The sequence below is a fragment of the Geopseudomonas aromaticivorans genome (assembly GCF_019097855.1).
In the GTDB taxonomy this organism is placed as follows: domain Bacteria; phylum Pseudomonadota; class Gammaproteobacteria; order Pseudomonadales; family Pseudomonadaceae; genus Geopseudomonas; species Geopseudomonas aromaticivorans.
Genome location: NZ_JAHRGL010000062.1, coordinates 62,714 through 80,529, shown reverse-complemented (window position 1 = coordinate 80,529; position 17,816 = coordinate 62,714). Strand labels below are relative to the sequence as shown.

Genomic DNA, 17,816 nt, shown 5'->3' with positions numbered 1-17,816 from the left:
GATTGTCGCGGTTTGCCCGGCGGCCGGCGCTTCCCCCATAATCGAGCCTTCCGCAGACTGCAGCCGGCAGAATCTCCATGGATCAATTCCGCAATATCGGCATCATCGGGCGCCTGGGCAGCTCGCAGGTGCTGGACACCATTCGTCGTCTGAAGCGCTTCCTGCTCGAGCGCCACCTCCATGTGATTCTTGACGAGAGCATCGCCGAGATGCTCCCAGGGCACGGCATGCAGACGTGCACGCGCAAGCTGCTCGGCGAGATCTGTGACCTGGTGATCGTGGTCGGCGGTGACGGCAGTCTGCTCGGCGCCGCCCGCGCCATGGCCCGCCACGGCACCCCGGTGCTGGGCATCAACCGAGGCAGCCTGGGCTTTCTCACCGACATCCGTCCGGACGAGCTGGAGGCCAGGGTCAGCGAGGTGCTCGCCGGCCGCTATCTGCTGGAGAGCCGTTTCCTGCTCGAGGCGCACGTGCGCCGCGGCGAGGAAGCCATCGGCCAGAGCGATGCCCTCAACGACGTGGTGCTGCACCCGGGCAAGTCGACGCGGATGATCGAGTTCGAGCTGTACATCGACGGCCAGTTCGTCTGCAGCCAGAAGGCCGATGGCCTGATTGTCGCCACGCCCACCGGCTCCACCGCCTATTCGCTGTCGGCCGGCGGGCCGATCATGCATCCCAAGCTGGACGCCATCGTCATCGTGCCGATGTACCCGCACACCCTGTCCAGCCGGCCGATCGTGGTCGACGGCAACAGCGAGCTGAAGGTGGTGGTGGCCTCGGACATGCAAATCTACCCGCTGGTGTCCTGCGACGGGCAGAACCACTTCACCTGCGCGCCCGGCGATACCCTGACCATTCGCAAGAAGGCGCAGAAGCTGAAGCTGATCCATCCGCTCGAACACAACTACTACGAAGTCTGCCGTACCAAGCTGGGTTGGGGCAGTCGCCTCGGAGGGCACGACTAGTGCTGCTGGACCCGGCGCGCAGCTACGACCTGATTGGCGACGTGCATGGCTGTGCGCGTGCCCTCGAGCGCCTGCTGTCCGGACTCGGCTATCGTCGTCAGGGGGGCGTCTGGCGCCATCCGCAGCGCATGGCGCTGTTCCTTGGCGACATCCTCGACCGAGGCCCGCACATCCGCGAGGCGTTGCATCTGGTTCACGATATGGTCGAGGCCGGCGAGGCGCTGTGCCTGATGGGCAACCACGAATGGTATGCCCTCGGCTGGACCACGCCGGCACTGCCGGGCAGCGGCCGCGAGTTTGCCCGCGAGCACAACCCGCGGCACGAGCGGCTGATTCGCGAAACCCTGGCGCAGTTCGAGCAATATCCGGGCGACTGGCATGACTTCCTTGCCTGGTTCCACAAGCTGCCGCTGTTCGTCGACGCCGAACGTTTCCGCCTAGTGCATGCCTGCTGGGATGCCGAGGCGATCCAGCAGCTGCGCCGCGACCACCCGGACGGGCGCATCGACCGCGCCTTCGTGCAGCAGGCCGGCGATCCCGACAGCTTCGCCGCCCACTGCATGCAGCGCCTGCTGCGCGGCCTCGACATGCCGCTGCCGCGTGGCGTGACCCTGACCAGCCACGACGGCTTCATCCGCTCGGTGTTCCGTACCAAGTTCTGGGAGAGCGATCCGCAGACCTACGGCGACATTGTCTTCCAGCCCGATGCGTTGCCCGAGGAGGTGGCCAACCTGCCGCTGAGCAACGCGCAGAAGGCCGCGCTGCTGCGCTACGGCGAGGACGAGCCGATGCTGTTCGTCGGCCACTACTGGTGCAACGGCACGCCGGCGCCGCTGCGCCCCAACCTGGCCTGCCTCGACTACAGCGCGGTGCGCCGCGGCAAGCTGGTGGCCTACCGCCTGGACCAGGAAACCCGCCTGGATCCCGACAAGTTCTTCTGGGTCGAGGTCAAGCGCCTGGAGGCCGACTCGTGAGTCCGGTGGCGGCGCTGCGCCTGCCGCTGAGCGACGACCTCGCGGCCTTCGTCGCGTTGCTGCAGCGCCTCGGCGTGCCGCACCGGGTCAGCGAGGAGTCCGGCGAGCAGGTGCTCTGGGTGCCGGACGAGCAGTTCGCCCAGCGCGTGCGCGAGCTGTATGCCCAATACCCGGGCGGCCTCGGCGGCAGCGAGTTGCCGCCTGCCGCACCGCGTGCGGCCTCGGCTGGACAACTGCTGGCCGGCCTGCGCAGCCTGCCGGTGACCGCGCTGGTGTTGCTGGCGACCTTCGCCGTGGCGCTGGCCAGCTGGTTCGGCGACAACCTGCAGCTGGTCAGCTGGCTGACCTTCACCGATTTTCGCATCCAGGGCGACTACGCCTATTTCCTGCCGCTGGCCGACAGTCTGGCTGCCGGCCAGTGGTGGCGGCCGTTCAGCCCGATGCTGGTGCACTTCGGCGTGCTGCACCTGGCGATGAACAGCCTGTGGTTCTGGGAGCTGGGACGGCGCATTGAAGGGCGTCAGGGCAGCCTGATGCTGCTGGCGCTGACCCTGCTGTACAGCCTGGTGTCCAACCTGGCGCAGTACGTGTTTGGCGGGCCGGCGATCTTCGGCGGCCTGTCCGGCGTGCTCTACGGTCTGCTCGGCCACTGCTGGCTGTTCCAGCGGCTGGCGCCCAATGCGCATTTCCGCCTGCCGCCCGGCGTGGTCGGCATGATGCTGATCTGGCTGCTGGTCTGCCTGAGCGGCCTGATCGGCGCGCTGGGCTTTGGCCAGATTGCCAACGCCGCCCACGTCGGCGGTCTGCTGATCGGCTGCGTCACCGGCGTGCTCGGCGGCCTGCTGGCGCGCCGACAGCGTTAAACTCAAACTTTCTTCCTGGGAGATTCGCCATGGCGTCCTTTGCCGAAATGATCGAGAACATCACCCCCGAGATCTATCAGAGCCTCAAGCTCGCCGTGGAGATCGGCAAGTGGCCGGACGGCCGCAAGCTCACCCAGGAGCAGAAGGAGCTGACCCTGCAGGCGATGATCGCCTGGGAGATGCAGAACCTGCCGGAAGAAGAACGTACCGGCTACATGGGCCCGCAGGAGTGCACCTCCAAGTCCTTCGAAGTGCCGAACATCCTGTTCAAGAGCTCGGATACCCTGCACTGATGAGCGAACTCGGACGTGGCGCGCTGACCAAGATGGCGGTGCGCCTGGACGCCCCGGTGCAGTACAGCCTGCGCCTGGGAGACGCCGAGGTGGCGGTCAATCCGCTGATCGGCAAGGCCCTGCGCCTGGAGTTCCTTGGCGCCATCCATTGCAGCCACTGCGGCAGGAAGACCAAGAAGAGCTACGCCCAGGGCTACTGCTATCCGTGCATGACCAAGCTGGCGCAGTGCGACAGCTGCATCATGAGCCCGGAAAAGTGCCACTACGACGCCGGCACCTGCCGCGAGCCGAGCTGGGGCGAGCAGTTCTGCATGGCCGACCACGTGGTCTACCTGGCCAACTCCTCCGGGGTGAAGGTCGGCATCACCCGCGCCACCCAGCTGCCGACCCGCTGGCTCGATCAGGGCGCCAGCCAGGCGCTGCCGATCTTGCGCGTGGCCACCCGCCTGCAGTCCGGCCTGGTCGAAGACCTGCTGCGCAGCCAGGTGGCCGACCGCACCAACTGGCGCGCGCTGCTCAAGGGCGACGCCGAGCCGGTCGACCTGCCGGCGGTGCGCGAGCAGCTGTTCGATACGTGCCAGGCCGGTCTCGAGGCCCTGCAGCAGCGCTTCGGCCTGCAGGCGATCCAGCCGCTCGCCGCTGCCGAAGTGGTGGAGATGCGCTATCCGGTCGCGGCCTATCCGGCCAAGATCACCAGCTTCGATCTGGACAAGAGCCCGGTGGTCGAGGGCACACTGCAGGGCATCAAGGGCCAGTACCTGATCTTCGATACCGGCGTGATCAACATTCGCAAGTACACGGCCTACCAGCTGGCCGTGCAGCAACTCTAAGGAAGCCAGACATGCGCAGCGAACAACCGAAGACTGTCTATCTCAAGGATTATCGGGCCCCCGACTACCTGATCGACGAGACCCACCTGACCTTCGAGCTGTTCGAGGACCACACCCTGGTCCATGCGCAACTGGTCATGCGCCGCAATCCGGCGGCCGGCAGCGGCCTGCCGCCGCTGGTGCTGGACGGCCAGCAGCTCGAGCTGCTGTCGCTGGCGGTGGACGACGTGCCGCTGGGCGAGGGCGACTACCAGCTCGGCGACAGCCACCTGACCCTGCAACCGCCCCGCGACGAGTTCGTCATCGACAGCAGCGTGCGCATCCACCCGGAAAGCAACACCGCGCTGGAAGGCCTGTACAAGTCCAGCGGCATGTTCTGCACCCAGTGCGAGGCCGAGGGTTTCCGCAAGATCACCTTCTACCTCGACCGCCCGGACGTGATGAGCAAGTTCACCACCACGCTCAGCGCGGTGCAGAAGGACTACCCGGTGCTGCTGTCCAACGGCAACCCGATCGCCAGCGGCCAGGAAGAGGACGGCCGCCACTGGGCCACCTGGCAGGACCCGTTCATGAAGCCGGCCTACCTGTTCGCCCTGGTCGCCGGCGACCTGTGGTGCATCGAGGACAGCTTCCGGACCATGAGCGGCCGCGACGTCGCCCTGCGCATCTACGTCGAGCCGGAGAACATCGGCAAGCTGCAGCACGGCATGGACAGCCTGAAGAAGTCGATGAAGTGGGACGAGGAGGTCTACGGCCGCGAATACGACCTGGACATCTTCATGATCGTCGCGGTCAATGACTTCAACATGGGCGCCATGGAGAACAAGGGCCTCAACATCTTCAACTCCAGCTGCGTACTGGCCCACCCGGAAACCGCTACCGACGCCGCCCACCAGCGCGTCGAGGCGGTGGTCGCCCACGAGTACTTCCACAACTGGTCGGGCAACCGCGTCACCTGCCGCGACTGGTTCCAGCTGTCCCTGAAGGAAGGCTTCACCGTGTTCCGCGACGCCGAATTCTCGGCCGACATGAACTCGCGCACGGTCAAGCGCATCGAGGACGTCGCCTTCCTGCGCACCCAGCAGTTCGCCGAGGACGGCGGTCCGATGGCCCACCCGGTTCGCCCGGACGCCTACATGGAGATCTCCAACTTCTACACCCTGACTATCTACGAGAAGGGCGCGGAAGTGCTGCGCATGATCCACACCCTGCTCGGTGCCGAGGCGTTCCGCCAGGGCTCGGATCTGTACTTCGACCGCCACGACGGTCAGGCGGTGACCTGCGACGACTTCATCAAGGCCATGGAGGACGCCAGCGGCGTCGACCTCGCCCAGTTCAAGCGCTGGTACACCCAGTCCGGCACCCCGCGCCTGGCGGTGGAGGAGGCCTACGACCCGGTCGCCCATACCTACAGCCTGACCTTCCGCCAGAGCTGCCCGCCGACCCCGGGGCAGGAGCACAAAGAGCCCTTCGTCATCCCGGTGGCCATGGGCCTGCTCGACGCCCACGGCAACGAACTGCCGCTGCGCCTGGCCGGCGAGGACGCGGCGGACGGTACCTCCCGCGTGCTGGCGGTGAGCGCGGCCGAGCAGCGCTTCACCTTCGTCGATGTCGCCCACAAGCCGCTGCCCTCGCTGCTGCGCGGCTTCAGCGCGCCGGTCAAGCTGAGCTTCCCCTACAGCCGCGACCAGTTGATGTTCCTCATGCAGCACGACTCCGACGGCTTCAACCGCTGGGAGGCCGGCCAGCAGCTCAGCGTGCAGGTGCTTCAGGAACTGGTCGACCAGCACCAGCGCGACGAGGCGCTGAGCCTCGATCCGCGCCTGATCGCGGCGCTGCGTAGCGTGCTGGCCGATGAAAGCCTGGATGCGGCGATGGTCGCCGAGATGCTCTCGCTGCCGGCCGAGGCCTATCTGGCCGAGCTGAGCGAGGTGGCCGACGTCGACGCCATCCACGCCGCCCGCGAATTCGCCCGCCGGGAGATCTCCCGCGAACTGTTCGACCTGCTGTGGGCACGCTACCAGACTTGCCGTGAAGCCTCGCGCACCACCCCCTACGCCGCCGATGCCGCGCAGATCGCCCGCCGCAGCCTGCAGAACATCGCCCTGTCCTACCTGGCGCTGGCCGCCAGCGACGAGGTGGTCGACGTCTGCGAGGAGCAGTTCGAGCATGCCGACAACATGACCGAGCGCCTGGCTGCGCTGGCCGTGCTGGTCAACTCGCCGTTCGAAGCGGAGAAGGCCAATGCCCTGGCCAAGTTCGCCGACTACTTCAAGGACGATGCCCTGGTGATGGACCAGTGGTTCAGCGTGCAGGCCGGCAGCCCGCTGCCGGGCGGCCTGGAGCGCGTCGAGGCGCTGATGCACCACCCGGCCTTCACCCTGAAGAACCCCAACAAGGTGCGTGCGCTGATCGGCGCCTTCGCCAATCAGAACCACGTCAACTTCCACCGTCTGGACGGCGCCGGCTATCGCTTCCTCGCCGACCAGGTGATCGCCCTCAACGCGCTCAACCCGCAGATCGCCTCCCGCCTGCTGACCCCGCTGACCCGCTGGCGCAAGTTCGATAGCGCCCGCCAGGCGCTGATGCGCGGCGAGCTGGAGCGCATCCTCGCCAGCGGCGAGCTGTCCAGCGACGTGTTCGAGGTGGTGAGCAAGAGCCTGGCCTGATCGGTCCAGAAATGCCAAGGCCGCGTCGGCACTGCTGTGTCGGCGCGGCCTTGGCGTTTCCGGGGTAGGGCTCAGCCGCCGAACAGCTCCACCAGCCAGTCGATGAACACCCGCAGGCGCGGGGTCAGGTGGCGGTGGTGGGGGTAGAGCACGGTCATCGGCAGCGGCGGCGGGCGGTGCTGGGGCAGCAGTTCGACCAGGCTGCCGGCGGCCAGCTGACGTTGCACATGGTAGTGCGGCACCTGGACGATACCCAGGCCCGCCTCGCAGGCCGCCACGTAGGACTCGCCGTTGTTGACCGCCAGGCAGGCCGGCAGGGTGTAGGGGATGACCTGGCCATCGACGCTGAACTCCAGCGGCTGCAGGCGGCCGCTGGTTGCGGACAGGTAGTCGACGCATTGGTGCCCGCGCAGTTCGTCGAGGCTCATCGGCAGGCCGTGGCGGGCCACATAGCCGGCGTTGGCGCAGGTCAGCTGGCGCAGCGGCGGCAGGGGGCGGGCGACCAGGGTGGAATCGTCCAGCGCACCGATGCGCACCACGCAATCGACTCCTTCGCGGACCAGGTCGATCATCCGGTCGCCGATGCCGATTTCCAGGCTGATCTCCGGGTAGCGTGCGTAGAACTCCGGCAGCGCCGGGATCACCACCAGCCGGCCGAGCGAGGCGGGCAGGTCGATCTTCAGGTGCCCGCGCGGGTGTTGCGCGCTGCGCGAGAACACCCTTTCCGCTTCCTCGATCTCGGCGAGGATGCTCAGGCAGTGCTGGTAGTAGGAGCGCCCGTCGAGGGTGGCGCTGACCTGGCGGGTGGTGCGCTGCAGCAGGCGCGCGCCCAGGTGGCTTTCCAACTGCTTGACCAGTGCGGTCGCCGAGGCGCGCGACATGGCCAGCTGTTCGGCCGCCTTGCTGAAGCTGCCGAGTTCGACGATGCGCACGAACAGCTGCATGGCCTGCAAACGGTCCATGGATGCTCCTATTGTTCTTTGAATTCGAACAGTGTTGCCAGTTTTACCGGCTTTATCAATTCAATGGCTGACAATAAGGTTGCAGCATCGCCGGCCCCATGCGCCGGCCGGCAGGCTTGGCGGGAGCACCCAGAATGAAGCGCAGCACGATCCAGCAGGATTTTTCGATTTCGGCAGTCACGGCCGGCTTTCTCGCCGTGCTGATCTCCTATTCAGGGCCGTTGATCATCTTCTTCCAGGCCGCGCAGAGCGCCGAGGTCTCCACGGCGATGATGACCTCCTGGGTCTGGGCCATCTCGGTCGGCGCGGCGCTGTCCGGCATCCTGCTCAGTTGGTGGCTCAAGGTGCCGGTGGTGACCGCTTGGTCGGCGCCCGGCACGGCGCTGCTGGTCACCCTGTTCCCCGAGCTCAGCCTCAATCAGGCGGTGGGCGCCTATATCACCGCGGCCGTGATCATTTTCCTGATCGGCGTGACCGGCTACTTCGACAAGATCGTGCAGGCCATCCCCAAGGGCATCGCCTGCGCGATGATGGCCGGCATCCTGTTCCAGTTCGGCGTGGGCGCGTTCAAGGCGGTGGAGAGCACGCCGGCCCTGGCGCTCGGCATGATCGGCGCCTACCTGGTGCTCAAACGCCTGTTTCCCCGCTATTGCCTGGTGCTGCTGCTGATCGTCGGCGTGGCCCTGGCCGTCGGCCTGGAAGGCAGCAACCTGCAGGGCATCGAGCTGAGCCTGGCGCTGCCGGTGTTCATCGCGCCGGAGTGGACCTGGAGCGCCACCCTGAGCCTGGCCATCCCGCTGGTGCTGGTCAGCCTGACCGGGCAGTTCCTGCCCGGCATGGCGATCCTGCGCAGCTCCGGCTACCACACCCCGGCCAAGCCGCTGATCGCCGTCACCGGCCTGGCCTCGCTGGCAGTCGCCTGCTTCGGCGGCATCACCATCGTCATCGCCGCGATCACCGCGGCCCTGTGCACCGGCAAGGATGCCCACGACAACCCCGACAAGCGCTATGTCGCGGGGATCGCCAACGGCGTGTTCTACCTGCTGGGCGGCTGCTTCGCCGGCACCATCATCCTGTTGTTCACCTCCATGCCCAAGGCCTTCGTCGCCGTACTGGCCGGGCTGGCGCTGATCGGCGCGATCACCAGCAACGTGATGGGTGCGGTACACGAGGCTGAGCACCGCGAGGCGTCGATGATCACCTTCCTGGCCACCGCCTCGGGCATGAGCTTCTTCGGCCTGGGCTCGGCATTCTGGGGCGTGGTGCTCGGCTCGCTGGCCTACCTGGTCCTGCACAAGTCGGGCTGGCTGCCGCGCAAGGGCCCGGCGGTCGCTCTGGGGGTGCCAGGCAAGGATTGAGCCGTCGCGATCTGACGGGAAGCGTACGTGCTCCGCGATGGTGACAGCTTGGCGAAATCGTCTCATGGCAGCGGCGACCTGCCTCGCCATAGGCTAAAAAGATATGAGGTGGAGTGCGTTATGCCGATTGCGCAGAAGGACGGCATGGCGCATACCTTGCCGGACGCCCGTCGCTCGCCGGGAGCGACCATCCCCATCTCCAGGAGCACCTCCATGTCGCAGAAGATTGCAGGAAAAGGCCTTCTCGCCCTCGCAGTGTCCGCCGCGCTGGGCCTGTCTTCCGTGGTTCAGGCCGAAATACTGATCGGCGTGGCCGGGCCGCACACCGGCCCCAGCGCGGCGATCGGCGAGCAGTACTGGCGCGGGGCGAGCCAGGCGGCGGCCGACATCAACGCCGCCGGCGGCATCAACGGCGAGCCGATCAAGCTGGTCAAGGGCGACGACGCCTGCGAGCCGAAGCAGGCGGTGGCGGTGGCCAACCGCCTGGTCGATCAGGACAAGGTGGCCGGGGTGATCGGCCATTTCTGCTCCTCGTCCACCATCCCAGCCTCCGCGGTATACGACGAGGCGGCCGTGCTCATGATCACCCCCGGCTCGACCAACCCGGTGGTCACCGACCGGCGCCTCAACGTGGTGTTCCGCATGTGCGGCCGCGACGACCAGCAGGGCCAGGTCGCCGCCGACTTCATCGTCGATACCCTGAAGGGCGCGCGGGTGGCGATCATCCACGACAAGGACACCTACGGTCAGGGCATCGCCAATGCCGCCAAGGCGCAGCTCAACAAGCGCGGCGTCACCGAGGTGCTCTACGAGGGGCTGACCCGCGGCGAGAAGGACTTCAACGCGCTGGTCACCAAGCTGCGTGGCGCCAACGTCGACGTGGTCTACTTCGGCGGCCTGCACCCGGAGGCCGGCCCGCTGCTGCGGCAGATGCGCGAGCAGGGCCTGAGCGCCCAGTTCGTTTCCGGCGACGGCATCGTCACCGACGAGCTGGTCACCACCGCCGGCGGCCCGCAGTACGTCAAGGGCGCCTACATGACCTTCGGCGCCGACCCGCGCAAGATCCCCGAGGGCCAGGCAGTAGTCGAGAAACTGCGCGCCGGCGGCTACGAGCCGGAGGGTTACACCCTGTACGCCTATGCCGCGCTGCAGACCATGGCGGCGGCTTTCAAGGGCGTCGGCTCGAGCGACTCGGAGGAGGCCAGCGCCTGGCTGAAGAGCCATTCGGTGCCGACCGTGATGGGCAGCAAGGCGTGGGATCGCAAGGGCGACCTCAAGGTCAGTGACTACGTGCTCTACCAGTGGGACGATCAGGGCAAGTATCACCAGTTGCCGTGAGGCGCGGCTGAGCCAAGGTTTGCTGGCTCCGGTTCGTAGGGTGGAAAACCCGCGCAGCGGTTTTCCACCGTAATCGCCGCAAGGTGGAAAAGACCTGCGGTCGTTTTCCACCCTACGCTGTGCTCTCTCGCGGAGTTCGACGCATGGACGGCATCTTCCTGCAACAGCTGGTCAACGGCCTGACCCTGGGCGCGGTCTACGGGCTGATTGCCATCGGCTACACCATGGTCTACGGCATCATCGGCATGATCAACTTCGCCCACGGCGAGGTGTACATGATCAGCGCCTACCTGTCGGCCATCGCTCTGGCGCTGCTGAGTTTCTTCGGCCTGGAGTCCTTTCCGCTGCTGATCTTCATCACCCTGCTGTTCACCGTCTGCGTCACCGGCCTGTACGGCTGGGTGATCGAGCGCATCGCCTACCGGCCGCTGCGCAACTCCACGCGCCTGGCGCCGCTGATCAGCGCCATCGGCATCTCGCTGATCCTGCAGAACTACGTGCAGCTCAGCCAGGGCGCGCGCCAGCAGGGCGTGCCGACCCTGCTCGATGGCGCCTTCCGCCTGCCCATCGGCGAGGGTTTCCTGCAGATCAGCTACACCAAGGTGTTCATCCTGATTGCCGCCTTCGCCGGCATGGCCACGCTGACTTGGGTGATTCACTGCACCCGCCTCGGCCGCATGTGCCGTGCCACCCAGCAGGATCGCAAGATGGCGCAGATTCTCGGCATCGATACCGACCGGGTGATCAGCGCGGTGTTCGTCATCGGCGCCGCCATGGCCGCGCTGGCCGGCGTGCTGATTACTCTGAACTACGGCACCTTCGACTTCTACGCCGGCTTCGTCATCGGCATCAAGGCGTTCACCGCCGCGGTGCTCGGCGGCATCGGCTCGCTGCCGGGGGCCATGCTCGGCGGCCTGCTGCTCGGCGTCGCCGAGGCGCAGTTCTCCGGCCTGGTCAACACCGACTACAAGGACGTGTTCAGCTTTGCCCTGCTGGTGCTGATCCTGATCTTCCGCCCGCAAGGACTCCTGGGCCGGCCCCAGGTGGCGAAGGTGTGAGCATGCCGGCCTCTTCCGCGCTGGATATTCGACATGTCCTGCTGGACAGCATTCTCGCCGGGCTGATCGCCTTGGTGGTGTTCGGCCCCATCGTCGGTGTGGTACTCGACGGCTACCGCTTCAACCTCGAGCCGGCGCGGGTCGCCTGGCTGGTCGGCGCGGTGATGCTCGGTCGCCTGCTGCTCGGCCTGTTCCTGCAGACGGCGACGGGGCGGCGCTGGATGCAGCGTTTCGAGGGCAGCGGCGCGGGCGTCCAGGTGCTGGCGCCCGGGCAGCGCTCGCGGCTGCGCTGGATCGTGCCGCTGGTGCTGCTGGCGGCAGTCGTCTTCCCCTTCCTGGCCAGCAAGTACCTGCTCACCGTGGTCATCCTCGGCCTGATCTACGTGCTGCTCGGCCTCGGCCTCAACATCGTGGTCGGCCTCGCCGGCCTGCTCGACCTCGGCTACGTGGCCTTCTACGCCATCGGGGCCTACGGCCTGGCGCTGGGCTACGAGTACCTCGGTCTCGGCTTCTGGAGCGTGCTGCCGCTGGCCGCGCTGCTGGCGGCGCTGGCCGGGGCGCTGCTCGGCTTCCCGGTGCTGCGCATGCACGGCGACTACCTGGCCATCGTCACCCTCGGCTTCGGCGAGATCATCCGCCTGGTGCTGAACAACTGGCTGAGCCTTACCGGCGGGCCGAACGGCATGCCGGTGCCGGCGCCGACCCTGTTCGGCCTCGAGTTCGGTCGGCGGGCCAAGGAGGGAGGCGTGCCTATCCACGAATTCCTCGGCATCGCCTACAACCCCAACCTCAAGTTCGTGTTCATCTACACGGTACTGCTGCTCACCGTGCTGCTGGTGCTGCACGTCAAGACGCGGCTGACGCGCATGCCGATCGGCCGCGCCTGGGAGGCGCTGCGCGAGGACGAGATCGCCTGCCGGGCGCTGGGCCTCAACCACGTGCTGGTCAAGCTCTCGGCGTTCATGCTCGGGGCCTCCACCGCCGGGCTGGCCGGGGTGTTCTTCGCCAGCTACCAGGGCTTCGTCAACCCCAGCTCCTTCACCTTCTTCGAGTCGGCGCTGATCCTCGCCATCGTTGTGCTCGGCGGCATGGGCTCGACCCTCGGCGTGGTGCTGGCCGCTTTCGTGCTGACCGTGGCGCCGGAGCTGCTGCGCAGCTTTGCCGACTACCGGGTGCTGCTGTTCGGCATGCTCATGGTGCTGATGATGATCTGGCGCCCGCGCGGGCTGATCCGCATCAGCCGCCGCGGCTTCGCCGTGCGCCCGGGGGTGGCGCCATGAGCGACGAGATCCTGCGCGTCGAGCACCTAGCCATGCAGTTCGGCGGCATCCGCGCGCTGCACGACGTCAGCCTGGGCGTGCGCCGCGGCTCGATCACCGCGCTGATCGGCCCCAACGGTGCCGGCAAGACCACGCTGTTCAACTGTCTGACCGGCTTCTACCGCGCCAGCGGCGGCAGCATCCGTCTGGATACCCGCGGCAAGACGACCGACGTGCTGCAGGAGCTCGGCGAGCCGTTCCAGCCGAGCGACTTCGTCAGGCCGCGGCAGTTCGCTCGCCGCCTCTGGTACAAGCTGTTCGGCGGCACCCACCGGGTCAACCGCGCGGGGCTGGCGCGCACCTTCCAGAACATCCGCCTGTTCCGCGAGATGTCGGTGCTGGAGAACCTGCTGGTGGCCCAGCACCTGTGGCTGAACCGCAGCCTGCTGGCCGGGGTGTTCAACACCCCCGGCTTTCGTCGCGCCGAGGAGCAGGCGCTGGCCCACGCCTTCTACTGGCTGGAAGTGGTGGATCTGGTCGACTGCGCCAACCGCCTGGCCGGCGAGCTGTCCTACGGCCAGCAACGCCGCCTGGAGATCGCCCGCGCCATGTGCACCCGCCCGCAGCTGCTGTGTTTGGACGAGCCGGCCGCCGGCCTCAACCCGGCCGAGACCGCCGCGCTCGGCGCCATCGTTCGTACCCTGCGCGAGACGCACGACCTCAGCGTGCTGCTGATCGAGCACGACATGGGCATGGTGATGGGCATTTCCGACCATATCGTGGTGCTCGACCACGGCGAGGTGATCGCCGCGGGCGCTCCGGCGGCGATCCGCCACGATCCCAAGGTGATTGCCGCCTACCTCGGCGTCGACGAGGAGGAGCTGGCATGAGCGTGCCGCTGCTGGAGTTGCGCGCCGTCGACCTGTGCTACGGGGCGATCCAGGCCCTGCGCGGGGTCAGCCTGCAGGTGGAGGAGGGCGAGACGGTGTGCCTGATCGGTGCCAACGGCGCGGGCAAGTCGAGCTTGCTGATGTCGATCTTCGGTCAGCCGCGCGCCAGTGGCGGGCAGATCCTCTACCGCGGCGAGGATATCACCCGCAAGTCGGCCCACCACGTCGCCGCCAGCGGCGTGGCGCAGGTGCCGGAGGGGCGGCGGGTGTTCCCCGACATGAGCGTGGAAGAGAACCTGCTGATGGGCACCATCGCCATTGGTGATCGGCACGCCGACGAGGACCTGCGGCGCATGTTCGAGCTGTTCCCGCGCCTGCTGGAGCGGCGCAACCAGCGCGCGATGACCCTCTCCGGCGGCGAGCAGCAGATGCTCGCCATCGCCCGCGCGTTGATGAGCCGCCCGCAGCTGCTGCTGCTCGACGAACCGTCGCTGGGACTGGCGCCCATCGTGGTCAAGCAGATCTTCCAGATCCTGCGCGAACTGGCGGCCAGCGGGATGACGATCTTCCTGGTCGAGCAGAACGCCCGCCATGCCCTCAAACTCTCCGACCGCGGCTACGTGCTGGTCAACGGCGAGATCCGCCTGAGCGGCACGGGCGCGGAACTGCTGGACAACCCGGAGGTTAGGAGCGCCTATCTGGGCGGCAGCAGCTAAAACACCGGCACCAGCACCAGCACCAGCTCAGCGCCCGGCTGGCCAGAGAAAACGCCCTGATCGAGATGGCGGATCTCACGGTCAATCACATGACCGGGTACGAAGGGCGCGGTCGAAGACCCAGGCAAGAATGTCCAGCAGAAAGCCGGTCCCAACCGAGGGGCTCGACACAGCCCCGGCGCAACTGATCCAGCGGATTCGCTACAAAGTGAAGAGCAACGGTGACGAACTCCTGGATACTCCAACCCGAAAGCTCAAGCCAGGTCAGCCTTGCCCCGCCTGAGCAAGCATCCTTCTTGGTCAGACAAAGAGGAAGTCGTCGCTCGAAATCGTTGTGTGGAGGTTGCCGACGATGGCAATTAGCTCATCGGTCTTGTCGAGGACATTGTTGTGGTTCGTATCGGCAAACAGGCCGATATCCTCCGTGCCTTTGATGGCAATTGGATCGAGGAAGTAGGTTCCATGCTTGAGCTGGATCTTGTCCCCCTCGGCGCGAGAGAAATCCGTGATCTCTGCGTAGTCGTTGAGGCCGGGTTTCTTGTTCGAGGAGTTGCTGTAATAGAGGCCGCGACTGTCGCCCAGAGCGAATGTATCCGCGCCATTCATGCCGGTCAGCTTGTCTATAGAACCGTTGCCCCGATACCCGCCCTTGGCCGGCACTCCGGAGATGAAGTCATCGCCGTCCCCACCGATGATGTCGTCTTTGCGCCGGGTGCCAAACAACTGCTCGCCAACCGCAAGGGATGGCAATTGATCGGGAAAGGGGACGTTCTTGAGCATCTCGCTGATATCCAGCCGGCCGCCTGTGAGCGCCTTCCCGGACAGTGAGCCAGTCTGTACAGCGCTGGAGAGGAGAACGGCCTTCAGCTCCGCCGCGTTGGCCGTGGGATCGAGGGACGCATAGAGCGCGAGGGCCCCGGTGACGAACGGGGTGGCCATGGATGTTCCGCTCGCATAAGCATAGCCGCCACCTGCCATGGTCGACAGGATCATGTCGCCAGGCGCGGCCAGGTCAACCGAGTTGGCGCCGTAGTTGGAGAAGTCCGCCAGCGATCCGCGGTCGGTAAGGGCCGCCACGGAGATCACCGAGTCATAACTGGCGACCATCTGCTTGGACAGCACTTTGGCGGTGGTATTGAAGTTGGAGGGATATTGGAGGGAATAGTCGTTGTTGTCGCCTAGCATGTCCGCTCCCCCATTGCCGGCAGCGGACACGAACAGGATGTCGTGCCTTGCAGCGCGCACGATGGCCTCATGTAGCGAAAGCGAGTAGCCACCTTCACCACCCCAGGAGTTGTTGGTAGCCACGAAGTTCTCGCCAGCTTGGGCGTCTCTGGCGGCGGCGGTGAAGTAGTCGAGCGCCTTGATCGCATCGCTCAGCGAGCCAGAGCCGTCTGCGGCCAAGAACTTCAGTCCCATGATCTGGGTGCACCAGTTGACCCCCGCCACTCCGTCCGCGTTTCCTCCAATGGCGCCAATCGTGCCGCTGACGTGGGTGCCATGCCCGTTGTCGTCGAGGATGTCGTTGTCGTTGTTGATGAAGTCCCACCCAACGATGTCATCGACGAAACCGTTGCCGCCATCGTCGATGCCGTTTTCCCAGCGCTGATCGTTGAGCAGATCGCCAGCGTCTATCCGTCCATTTCCATTGAGATCGGAGACGCTGCCGGCGTTCTGCGCATCGTTGAGGTCGTAGAAGGTGAACAGCCCATCTTGGTCCATATCAACCAGTCCGGAGCGCAGCTCCGTGGAAATCTCGTTCTGGTTGATCCACACGTTCAGGTAGAGGTCGGGGTGGGTGTAGTCGATCCCGGTGTCGATGACCCCGGTGACCACCTTGGTTGACCCGGTGATCCCCTGGGTCCAGGCCTCGCCGGCTTGGCTGCCGTAAGGATTGGCGATGGGGGTGTCATCCCCATAGACTCCCCATGTGTAGCCGGACTTGTAGTAGGTGTCGTTGCTGGCGAAGTCGACGTGAACGCGTACGTTGATCTCGGCCGATTCGATGCCTGGGCTTTTCGAGAGCACGCTGATCGCACGATCGGCGCTCGTCCAGACCGGCAAGGAAAGGCGCACAAGTGTGGAGTTGCCGGGCGAGTCTGCAGCTGGGTGGATGATCTCCTCGACTTTGCTATCAGTTTTGGCGATAGTGTCTCGGATGGTCTGCGCAACCTGCGCCTCAGCAAGTCCTGCCTCTATCCGGACAAGGATTTCCTGGGGCTGGTCTGTCGACCAGCTGGTTTTCAACAGCCTGCTGCTCTTCGCCGTGAAATGGATTGCCATGCGCTTGCCTCGACTTGTGGTCGACTGCAGCAGTCCATTGCTCAACGCTGATAAAGTGGTTGCCGTTAGGCAGCCGGATTGTGGCGTTACCGAAATGCGCGAAAAGCCGCGTACTTTGGGTGCGGTGTTGTATCGCGCGGAAAGTGCATCTTTCCGTGCCGTATCAGCATGGAACTGTTAAATATTGAGTTCGAAGTGGGCTAAGCCCCTCAATGTTCAGGTTCTAGACAAACACGCGCCCTTACTTCTGTAGATGGCCCACGACGCAAACAGCGCCTGGAACTTCCGAACAAACTGAGCCAGCGCTCGCATCCGCGAGCACGGGATCTTTGTGTGGCCTTTGACCTGGATCGTTGTCCCTAGCGCGGCAGCAAGGCTGCTGGGTTTCCTCTTCTTAAACACTGTAGGAGGGGTGACGGGAATACGCCACGTGCTGCCTGCAAATCAGAAGATGCCTTCCTTACTTGACGTAAATCTGGCGGTTCTTGCCGCTCGCACGGACAGGACGCAGTGGATAACCCCGACCGCAAGGTTGGTGAGAATGTCGATGGTTGTGGGCGGGTACCGACTGGTGGCCTGTTTGGCTAGTTCAGTTGGTCAATTTCTGCGCCCGAGGTCCCGATACTGCGTTGCCACTCCTAGCCATAGCCCTGCCATGGCTCGTCGCAGGAAACCTCGGCCATCCGAACTTGAGTTAACCAACTAGCCGCACAGGCCTCTAGTCGGGAATCTCCGTCTCGACCAGCTGCGCCAGCAGCAGGAGCGATTCCTGCCAGCCGAGGTAGCAAGACTCGACCGGGATGGCCTCGGGGATACCCTCCTGCACAATGGTCAGCTCGGTCCCGCAGGACACGCCCCTCAGGGAGACCGTCGTCTGCATGGTGCCGGGCAGGTTCTGATCGTCGAAGCGGTCGCTGTTGCGGATGCGTTCGTTGGCTACCAGCTCGAGGTATTCGCCGCCGAAGGTAGTGATGGTCCCGGTGCTGAAGTTGGTAAATGACATCCGGTAGGTTCCGCCGACCCGGGCATCCAGCTGATGCACCTTGGCAGTGAAGCCGTGCGGCGGCAGCCACTTGACCAGGGCGTCGGGGTCGAGGAAGGCGCGGTAGATGCGCTCTGGCGGCGCACGGAGCACGCGGTGCAGTCGGACGGTGTGGGTCGACATGGGGAGTCTTCCTGTCGTTGGAGATGGCATGCAGGCCGGGGCGCCGTGCAGCCATGCCTAACTCGCCGTGCCAACTGCCCGCGAACTCATCAGCGTCAGCAGGCGTGCGGTGTTCATTCGTCACCTCCACTGGCAGCAGGTTGGACGAAGCTCGGGTGAGTGGCGGGGCTCCAGGCGATCTCGGCGTGGCAGG

The 17,816-nt window shown here is 65.8% G+C and carries 15 protein-coding genes; 12 read left to right on the top strand and 3 right to left on the bottom strand.

From position 1 onward, the window contains the following. The first annotated feature begins 77 nt into the window (after nucleotides 1-77). The 6 genes from KRX52_RS17630 to pepN are packed head-to-tail and all read left to right on the top strand — an operon-like array spanning nucleotide 78 to nucleotide 6,594. Entirely contained in the window at nucleotides 78-965 is an 888-nt protein-coding gene (locus KRX52_RS17630) for an NAD(+) kinase (RefSeq protein ID WP_217683047.1), read from the top strand. Between the two features lie 2 nt (nucleotides 966-967). Further along, nucleotides 968-1,939, top strand: a complete 972-nt coding sequence (locus KRX52_RS17625) for a metallophosphoesterase (protein ID WP_217683185.1) — start codon at nucleotides 968-970, stop codon at nucleotides 1,937-1,939. Beyond that, the gene (locus KRX52_RS17620; RefSeq protein WP_217683046.1) at nucleotides 1,936-2,802 is read left to right on the top strand and encodes a rhomboid family intramembrane serine protease; all 867 of its coding nucleotides are present in this window, start codon (nucleotides 1,936-1,938) and stop codon (nucleotides 2,800-2,802) included. The genes KRX52_RS17625 and KRX52_RS17620 overlap by 4 nt, the downstream gene beginning before the upstream one ends. A gap of 29 nt (nucleotides 2,803-2,831) precedes the next feature. Continuing rightward, the gene (locus KRX52_RS17615; RefSeq protein ID WP_092432584.1) at nucleotides 2,832-3,095 is read left to right on the top strand and encodes a YeaC family protein; all 264 of its coding nucleotides are present in this window, start codon (nucleotides 2,832-2,834) and stop codon (nucleotides 3,093-3,095) included. Continuing rightward, nucleotides 3,095-3,925 carry a DUF2797 domain-containing protein gene (locus tag KRX52_RS17610; RefSeq protein WP_217683045.1) on the top strand — a complete coding sequence of 277 codons (831 nt, stop codon included), beginning with the start codon at nucleotides 3,095-3,097 and terminating at the stop codon, nucleotides 3,923-3,925. The genes KRX52_RS17615 and KRX52_RS17610 overlap by 1 nt, the downstream gene beginning before the upstream one ends. 11 nt (nucleotides 3,926-3,936) lie before the next feature. Next, the gene (gene pepN, locus KRX52_RS17605) at nucleotides 3,937-6,594 is read left to right on the top strand and encodes an aminopeptidase N (RefSeq protein ID WP_217683044.1); all 2,658 of its coding nucleotides are present in this window, start codon (nucleotides 3,937-3,939) and stop codon (nucleotides 6,592-6,594) included. A gap of 71 nt (nucleotides 6,595-6,665) precedes the next feature. Here pepN and KRX52_RS17600 read toward each other — a convergent pair whose 3' ends face one another. Beyond that, nucleotides 6,666-7,556, bottom strand: coding sequence for a LysR family transcriptional regulator (locus KRX52_RS17600; RefSeq protein WP_217683043.1), 891 nt, complete (start codon nucleotides 7,554-7,556; stop codon nucleotides 6,666-6,668). A 134-nt stretch (nucleotides 7,557-7,690) separates the two neighbouring features. Between KRX52_RS17600 and KRX52_RS17595 the strand changes: the two genes are divergently transcribed. From KRX52_RS17595 to KRX52_RS17570, 6 genes are all read left to right on the top strand, one after another. After that, complete coding sequence (locus KRX52_RS17595; protein ID WP_217683042.1) at nucleotides 7,691-8,914, top strand: benzoate/H(+) symporter BenE family transporter; 1,224 nt, start codon at nucleotides 7,691-7,693, stop codon at nucleotides 8,912-8,914. A gap of 213 nt (nucleotides 8,915-9,127) precedes the next feature. Continuing rightward, entirely contained in the window at nucleotides 9,128-10,252 is a 1,125-nt protein-coding gene (locus KRX52_RS17590; protein ID WP_217683184.1) for a branched-chain amino acid ABC transporter substrate-binding protein, read from the top strand. A gap of 143 nt (nucleotides 10,253-10,395) precedes the next feature. Next, nucleotides 10,396-11,310: an ABC transporter permease subunit gene (locus tag KRX52_RS17585; RefSeq protein WP_217683041.1), complete on the top strand. Its 915-nt coding sequence runs from the start codon at nucleotides 10,396-10,398 to the stop codon at nucleotides 11,308-11,310. 2 nt (nucleotides 11,311-11,312) lie between these two features. Next, a complete protein-coding gene (gene livM, locus KRX52_RS17580; protein WP_217683040.1) occupies nucleotides 11,313-12,590 on the top strand; it encodes a high-affinity branched-chain amino acid ABC transporter permease LivM in 1,278 nt (425 codons plus the stop codon). Beyond that, nucleotides 12,587-13,459: an ABC transporter ATP-binding protein gene (locus KRX52_RS17575; protein ID WP_217683039.1), complete on the top strand. Its 873-nt coding sequence runs from the start codon at nucleotides 12,587-12,589 to the stop codon at nucleotides 13,457-13,459. The genes livM and KRX52_RS17575 overlap by 4 nt, the downstream gene beginning before the upstream one ends. Then, nucleotides 13,456-14,175, top strand: coding sequence for an ABC transporter ATP-binding protein (locus KRX52_RS17570; RefSeq protein ID WP_217683038.1), 720 nt, complete (start codon nucleotides 13,456-13,458; stop codon nucleotides 14,173-14,175). The genes KRX52_RS17575 and KRX52_RS17570 overlap by 4 nt, the downstream gene beginning before the upstream one ends. Before the next feature lie 300 nt (nucleotides 14,176-14,475). On the opposite strand, the gene KRX52_RS17565 is transcribed toward KRX52_RS17570, so the two are convergent. Together KRX52_RS17565 and KRX52_RS17560 are read right to left on the bottom strand one after the other, a co-directional pair. Beyond that, nucleotides 14,476-16,458 (bottom strand): S8 family peptidase, encoded by a 1,983-nt coding sequence (locus KRX52_RS17565; protein ID WP_217683037.1) that lies wholly within the window; start codon nucleotides 16,456-16,458, stop codon nucleotides 14,476-14,478. Nucleotides 16,459-17,176: 718 nt separating this feature from the next. Further along, nucleotides 17,177-17,623, bottom strand: a complete 447-nt coding sequence (locus KRX52_RS17560) for an SRPBCC family protein (protein WP_217683036.1) — start codon at nucleotides 17,621-17,623, stop codon at nucleotides 17,177-17,179. Between the last annotated feature and the right edge of the window lie 193 nt (nucleotides 17,624-17,816).